The sequence below is a fragment of the Prevotella sp. P5-64 genome (genome assembly GCF_002251285.1).
GTDB lineage: Bacteria > Bacteroidota > Bacteroidia > Bacteroidales > Bacteroidaceae > Prevotella.
This window is the reverse complement of sequence record NZ_NPJK01000056.1, coordinates 95,137-102,153: the sequence shown is the minus strand read 5'-3', so window position 1 is coordinate 102,153 and position 7,017 is coordinate 95,137. Positions and strand designations below refer to the sequence as shown.

Here is a 7,017-nt window from a genome sequence, read left to right as displayed (position 1 = left end):
CCTCCCCAAGGGGCGGGAGCTCCTCGCAAATGCCTTAGACACAGCAGGAAAGAGCCCCCGCCCCTTGGGGAGGGTTGGGGAGGGGCTTTCGGAGGGCTGGGGAGGGGCTTATTCCCACAAAAAACCAGAGAGCCGACCGTCACGGTTGGCATCCCCGGTTGAGGTTATAGATGTTGTGATTGAGATTATCAATCCTGTCGCATCGCTATTCCTTCTGTCGCAGATAGTCCTCGTATTCGGCTATCTCGCGCTCACCGATATGCGACAGACCATAGTGTTCCTCGTGCTGCGAGAAGTCGAGGCCCACGCGCTCGCTCTGCGCACTCACGCGCATGGGGATGACCTTGTCGATAAGCCAATAGCCCAGATAACTCATGGCAAACGTATAGACGATGACGATGGCTACGGCAAGCAGATGGTAAAGGAAGACCACCACGCCAGCCCACGTGCCCGAGATGAGGCCTTCCTGGATGAAGATGCCAGTGAGCACTGTGCCGAAGATACCGCCCGTGCCGTGGGTAGGGAATACGTCGAGGGCATCGTCGATGCGGCTGTGGCTGCGCCAGTAGACAGCGATATTGCATATCAGTGTGATGACAAAGGCGATGAAGATGCTCTGTCCTACGGTGACGTAGCCTGCCGACGGGGTGATGGCCACCAGACCTACCACGCAACCCACGGCGGCGCCCATGGCCGAAGGCTTACGCCCACGCAGACAGTCAAAGAATATCCAGGTCATCATCGCTGTAGCCGAGGCTGTATTGGTATTGAGAAACGCCTTGACTGCCTGGCCGTCGGCATGCAGCGAACTGCCTGCATTGAAGCCGAACCATCCCAGCCACAGCATGGCTGCTCCCAACAGTACAAAGGGGATGTTGGCAGGCTGCGATTGGCGCGTCTGGGCAGCCCTTCTGCCCAGGAAGATGGCTCCCGCGAGGGCTGCCACTCCCGATGAGGCGTGGACCACGATACCTCCGGCAAAGTCGACGACGCCCCATTTGAGGAAGAGGCCGTCGGGGTGCCACGTCATGTGGGCCAACGGACAGTAGATGAACACCATAAACCACATCATGAAGAACAGGTAGGCCGAGAAGCGCACACGCTCGGCAAACGAACCCGTGATAAGCGATGGGGTGATGATGGCAAACTTCATCTGGAACAGCGCGTAGAGGGCGAGGGGTATTGTGGCGCCGCCCAGCAGCCTTCCCGTAGGCGTGATGTAGGTGTCGGCACCCACGTGCTGGAACATCAGAAAGGTGGTGGGGTCGCCCAGCACTCCGCCGATGTCGTCGCCAAACGCCAGGCTGAAGCCGAAGACCACCCATAGCACGCTCACCAGGCCCATGGCGATGAAGCTCTGCAGCATGGTAGAGATGACATTCTTGGCTCCCACCATGCCGCCGTAGAAGAACGACAGACCTGGCGTCATCATCAGCACGAAGATGGTGGCGGTGATGAGCCATGCCACATCGGCGCCATTGATTTTGTTGAAGTCGCAGACGAACGAGGGTTCGGTGGCAAACAGTCCGGCGAAGGCTATGACCGTCATGCCCGCCATGAGGATAATCCATTTCTTGTGTACTTTCATTTTCTTTTCTCTTTATAGGATGATTATTTATGTGAAGTCTGTCGGTGACGGGCTGAGCCCCGTCTTCGGGACGGCAGTGTCAATAAGCCTGGGCATGAACGTCGTGGACGGCACGGCCGCTGGGGTCGTTCTTGCCGCTGAAAGTGGCATCCCAAGCCAGCGCTTCGGGGGTGGAGCAAGCCACGCTGGGCACGCTGGGCACACTCAGAGCCGCGCTGTCGCTCGGGAAATGTTCCTCGAAGATGCTGCGGTAGAAGTATTCCTCCTTGTTCTGCGGCGTATGTATAGGGAAACGCTCGTGGGCATGTGCCATCTCGTCGTCGCTCACCGCCTCGGCAGTAATCTGCTTGAGGGTGTCTATCCACGAATAGCCCACGCCGTCGCTGAACTGCTCCTTCTGCCGCCACGCCACCTCGTGGGGCAGCATGTCGGCAAAGGCCTCGCGCAGAATGTATTTCTCTATCTTGTCGCCGGGACACATCTTGGCAGCGGGGTTGAGGCGCATCGCCACATCGAGAAACTCGCGGTCGAGGAAGGGCACGCGTCCCTCCACGCCCCATGCCGCCAGACTCTTGTTGGCACGCAGACAGTCGTAGAGGTAGAGCTTGGACAGCTTGCGCACCGTCTCCTGATGGAAGGCGCGGGCAGAGGGAGCCTTGTGGAAATAGAGGTAGCCGCCGAAGATTTCGTCGGCGCCCTCGCCCGAGAGCACCATCTTGATACCCATCGACCTGATGACGCGGGCGAGCAGATACATGGGCGTCGAGGCACGCACGGTGGTGACATCGTAGGTCTCGATGAAGTAAATCACGTCGCGCAGGGCGTCAAGTCCTTCCTGTATGGTGTAGTTGACCTCATGGTGCACGGTGCCGATATGGTCGGCCATCATGCGGGCCTTGACCAGGTCGGGCGCCCCTTTGAGTCCTACGGCGAAGGAGTGCAGCCGGGGCCACCAGGCTCTCTGCCGTCCGCCGTCTTCGATGCGGCGCTCGGCATACTGTGAGGCTACGGCCGAGACGATGGAACTGTCCAGTCCGCCGCTGAGCAGCACGCCGTAGGGCACATCGCTCATGAGCTGGCGGCGCACCGCGCCCATCAGCGACTGGCGCACGACGTCGGCGCTGGCATCGTTGTCGTTTACGTTGTCATACTGCATCCAGTCTCTACGGTAATAGCGCTTCATGCCAAGGTTACGGCTCCAGTAGTAGTGGCCTGGGAGAAAAGGCTCGTAATGGTCACACTGACCCTCGAGGGCCTTGAGCTCGCTGGCCACGTAGACACGACCCTCGCCGTCATAACCTATATAAAGAGGTATCACGCCGATAGGGTCGCGGGCGATGAGAAACTCTTCGCGCTGTTCGTCGTAGAGGGCAAAGGCGAAGATGCCCGAGAGACGCTCGAGCATGGCAACGATGTCTTTATTGCTGGGGTCGCGGCCGTCGGCAAAGAGGTCGCGGTAGAGGGGGAGGATAGACTCGCAGTCGCTACCTGTGGCGAAGGTGTAGGAGTTGGCATACTGGGCGCGTAGGTCCTGGTGGTTGTATATCTCACCATTGACGGCGAGTATCTGCTTGCGGTCGCAGCTGAACAGAGGTTGGCGACCGGATTGGGGGTCGACGATAGACAGGCGTTCATGGGCGAGGATGGCGGTGTGACCTGTATAGATACCGCTCCAGTCGGGGCCACGGTGTCTTATCTTCTGACTCATACGCAGTGCTTTGTCACGGAGCTGGCCCATAGGGCCGCTAATGTTGAAAATGGCTACAATTCCACACATATTATATATATTTATAAGGTTGGCTGTCTCTGGACGATAGCCGGTGTGTCGTCGTCTGATGCTGTCATCCTGTAGTGTAGCATCCATAACGGGCGAAAAGCCGGAAATAAGTAAGTTTACCCCTGCAAAAGTAATCACTTTTGTCATGATAACCGCCAGAAATAGAGCAATATGATTTAATAAAATCGCAATAATCTGCAAAGTGTAAGATATAAACTCCATAAACCTTACACTTTCTCACATAATCACCGTGATTTGGTTACAGATTGTTACCATCGTCCCGATGGATGGGGAAAGTATAAGGAGGTTTGCCCAGGTCTTCCTCTCCAGTCCCGAATACAATGCAATAGGCGTGAGGATAATATAGCCCAATGTGGAAGGCTTGCTCCCACCGACCATGTATAGTTAGCCCAATGTGGAAGGTCTGCTCCCACCGACCATGTATGGTTAGCCCAATGTGGAAGGTACGCACCCAACGGCCATATATAGTTAGCCCATTGTGGAAGGTACGCACCCAACGACCATGTATAGTTAGTCCATTGTGTAAGGTACGCACCCCCGGCAACTCTGTAGGAGTTGCGTTTCCCCAGCCCAGGGTTGAGGTGCGCAGCGCCTCTACCCTGGGTGCTATATATAAAAGGTGGAGCAACGCTGAACCGAAGGTCACCGGCGCGGCGCTATGCGGCGCGGAAAGGTAAAGTGTTGCGCTTAGCCGAAGGCGTTACCCGCAGCAGGACAATGGACTGAAATGTATTGGGGAATATTATTTGACTGAGTATAACGCCTTCGGCTAATCGCAACTCCTACAGAGTTGCCATAAAAACGGTAAACCTACCCAGGGTAGCGGTCTTCGCCCGCAACCCTGGGCTATGTAAGCGCAACTCCTACAGAGTTGCCGCTGCTTACGGCTATCCTATTGACTATCTCTTTTGTTCCGGCGCGAGCCGGGCTTTTTTTACCGCCAACGGCGGCTTTTTGCTCCTTGGTATTTTCTGACGTCATGCCGCGCATGACGGTGGTGATGACGGTGATGGCACGAAGGAAAACTTGTTTTCCGGCTGCCATTGCTGTCATTGCCACCAAGGCGGAGCCGTCAGAAGACGCCAAGGTTTTTTGTATTCTCTTCATCCACGTGGGGATAGCAGATGCGCGCATGGAGATGACCTCTGCAATGCTCCTGGCAATCTCCACGCTGCTGGAGGCCATCTCCACGGAATTTTTGATGACCTCTGTGACAAAAGTGTAAGTCTTGGCGACTTTCGTGCTTACATTTTTATACGAAAACGGCATCTCGGCGTTGCAAATCGTAACTTTCTCATAAATAAAAGATAAAAAAACAATATTTTAGGGCATGGTTTGTGACAAACTATGTACTTTTGCAATCGTAAGATTGAGAGAAACGATGCACAACAGGATACACTTTACCAAGATGGACGGTGCCGGCAACGACTACATCTATGTCGACACCACCCGCTACCCCATTTCCGACCCGCAGACGGCGTCGGTGAAGTGGAGCAACCGCCACACAGGCATCGGGAGCGATGGTCTGGTGCTTATCGGGAAGCCCTCGATACTGAGCGGAGCCGACTTCTCGATGCGTATCTTCAATGCCGACGGCTCCGAAGCCAAGATGTGCGGCAACGCAAGCCGATGTATCGGCAAATATCTCTATGAACGACATCTTACGGATAGCAGCGAGATAAAACTTGAGACCCTCTCGGGGGTGAAAACACTCTCGCTGACCCTCTCGCCCGACCGGCTTACGGTCACCGGCGTCACCGTCGATATGCTCCAACCCGCTTTCCACCAAGCCAGTCAGTATGACGAGCAGGTGGGTCTTGATGCCCTGCGAGAGTATGGGCATCCTTTGTTTGTGTCGATGGGCAATCCCCACTGTGTGGTCTTCGTCGACGACATCGCCGCCATCGATGTGGCGCGCGTGGGGGCTATGGGCGAGCATCTGCCAGCCTTCCCCGAGCGCTGCAATATAGAGTTTGCCCAGCTGACGGGCACCGACGAACTGCGCACCCGTGTCTGGGAGCGCGGGTCGGGCATCACCATGGCTTGCGGAACCGGAGCCTGCGCCACCGCCGTGGCTGCCGCCCACGTGGGGCTGACCTCACGCGAGAGCGATGTGGTGATGGACGGCGGCAGGCTCCACGTGAGATGGGCCGAGGACGACCACGTGATGCTCTCGGGCCCTGCCGAGTTTGTCTACGACGGCGAGATAACCCTGTAATTCCACTTTAACAACATCAAGAAGAATATGGCTTTAGTAAACGAACACTTCCTGAAACTCTCGGACAATTACCTCTTCGCCGATGTGGCCAAGAAGGTCAACGCCTACCGCGTGTCCCATCCCAATGCCCACGTCATCAGTTTGGGAATAGGCGATGTCACCCAGCCCCTGTGTCCAGCGGTGATTGAAGCCATGCACCGTGCCGTAGACGACCTGGCTGTCAAGCAGTCGTTCCACGGCTATGGCCCCGAGCATGGCTACGACTTTCTGCGCGAAGCCATCCTGAAGAACGACTTCGCCCCTCGCGGCATACACCTTGACCCCTCGGAGATTTTCATCAACGACGGCGCTAAGAGTGATACGGGTAACATCCAGGAGATAGTGCGTTGGGACAACTCGGTGGCTGTCACCGACCCCGTCTATCCTGTCTATATCGACTCCAATGCCATGATAGGCCGCGCCGGAACCTTCGCCAACGGCCGCTGGAGCAACGTGACCTATCTGCCCTGTACTGCCGAGAACGATTTCGTGCCCGCGCTGCCCGAACACCGTGTCGATATGATATACCTGTGCTATCCCAACAACCCCACGGGTACCGTACTGTCTAAGGCAGAACTGAAGAAATGGGTCAACTACGCCCTCGCCAACGACGCCATCATCTTCTACGACGCTGCCTATGAAGCCTACATCCAGGACAAGTCCATTCCCCACTCGATATACGAGATACGGGGCGCACGCAAGTGTGCCATAGAGTTCCATAGCTACTCCAAGACGGCAGGCTTTACCGGTGTACGCTGCGGATACACCGTCATCCCGCGCGACCTGAAAGCTGTGACCACCGACGGACGCCAGCAGGTGGAGCTCAACCATCTATGGGAGCGCCGCCAGTGTACCAAGTTCAACGGCGCCAGCTACATCTCACAGCGCGCAGCCGAAGCTATCTACACCCCCGACGGCAAGGCACAGACCCGAGCCACCATCGACTACTATATGGGCAACGCCCGACTCATGACCGACGCCCTGCGCGCCATGGGCTTCAGCGTCTATGGCGGCGAGAACGCTCCCTATCTCTGGGTGCGCACTCCCGAGGGTCAGGAGAGCTGGCGCTTCTTCGAGCAGATGCTCTACGGCGCCTCGGTAGTCTGCACCCCCGGCGTGGGCTTTGGTCCCAGCGGCGAGGGCTACTTCCGTCTCACCGCCTTTGGCGACCGCGACAGTTGCGAAGAAGCCATGCAGCGACTGCGCCAATGGATGGGATGACGGCAGAGAGGATGAAAATCGTAAAAAAAAGTGACAAACAGTAAAGGAATAGGCAAGATTTTCAGTAACTTTGCACACCGTAACGGTGAGGCCCTCCATGTCGGCATGCGACGGAGCCATCGCCGGCAGCGCTGAAACAAAGAATATTCAAGT

General features: G+C 56.6%; 5 protein-coding genes. 2 read left to right on the top strand and 3 right to left on the bottom strand.

Annotated features, from left to right (window positions below):
• Positions 1–205: 205 nt before the first annotated feature.
• From CIK87_RS10320 to CIK87_RS10310, 3 genes are all read right to left on the bottom strand, one after another.
• Positions 206–1,588 carry an ammonium transporter gene (locus CIK87_RS10320; protein WP_094387098.1) on the bottom strand — a complete coding sequence of 461 codons (1,383 nt, stop codon included), beginning with the start codon at positions 1,586–1,588 and terminating at the stop codon, positions 206–208.
• Positions 1,589–1,667: 79 nt separating this feature from the next.
• Positions 1,668–3,365 (bottom strand): asparagine synthase B, encoded by a 1,698-nt coding sequence (asnB, locus tag CIK87_RS10315; protein WP_094387104.1) that lies wholly within the window; start codon positions 3,363–3,365, stop codon positions 1,668–1,670.
• 867 nt (positions 3,366–4,232) lie between these two features.
• The gene (locus tag CIK87_RS10310; RefSeq protein ID WP_144008184.1) at positions 4,233–4,571 is read right to left on the bottom strand and encodes a hypothetical protein; all 339 of its coding nucleotides are present in this window, start codon (positions 4,569–4,571) and stop codon (positions 4,233–4,235) included.
• A gap of 196 nt (positions 4,572–4,767) precedes the next feature.
• Between CIK87_RS10310 and dapF the strand changes: the two genes are divergently transcribed.
• Together dapF and CIK87_RS10300 are read left to right on the top strand one after the other, a co-directional pair.
• Positions 4,768–5,604, top strand: coding sequence for a diaminopimelate epimerase (gene dapF, locus CIK87_RS10305; protein ID WP_094387096.1), 837 nt, complete (start codon positions 4,768–4,770; stop codon positions 5,602–5,604).
• Positions 5,605–5,631: 27 nt separating this feature from the next.
• Positions 5,632–6,864: an LL-diaminopimelate aminotransferase gene (locus tag CIK87_RS10300; protein WP_094387095.1), complete on the top strand. Its 1,233-nt coding sequence runs from the start codon at positions 5,632–5,634 to the stop codon at positions 6,862–6,864.
• Positions 6,865–7,017: the final 153 nt, after the last annotated feature.

What these genes read in the sequence shown, in the direction of transcription:
- CIK87_RS10320 (WP_094387098.1), bottom strand. Translation starts at nt 1,588, where the DNA reads ATGAAAGTACACAAGAAATGGATTATCCTCATGGCGGGCATGACGGTC.
- asnB (WP_094387104.1), bottom strand. Translation starts at nt 3,365, where the DNA reads ATGTGTGGAATTGTAGCCATTTTCAACATTAGCGGCCCTATGGGCCAG.
- CIK87_RS10310 (WP_144008184.1), bottom strand. Translation starts at nt 4,571, where the DNA reads ATGGCCTCCAGCAGCGTGGAGATTGCCAGGAGCATTGCAGAGGTCATC.
- dapF (WP_094387096.1), top strand. Translation starts at nt 4,768, where the DNA reads ATGCACAACAGGATACACTTTACCAAGATGGACGGTGCCGGCAACGAC.
- CIK87_RS10300 (WP_094387095.1), top strand. Translation starts at nt 5,632, where the DNA reads ATGGCTTTAGTAAACGAACACTTCCTGAAACTCTCGGACAATTACCTC.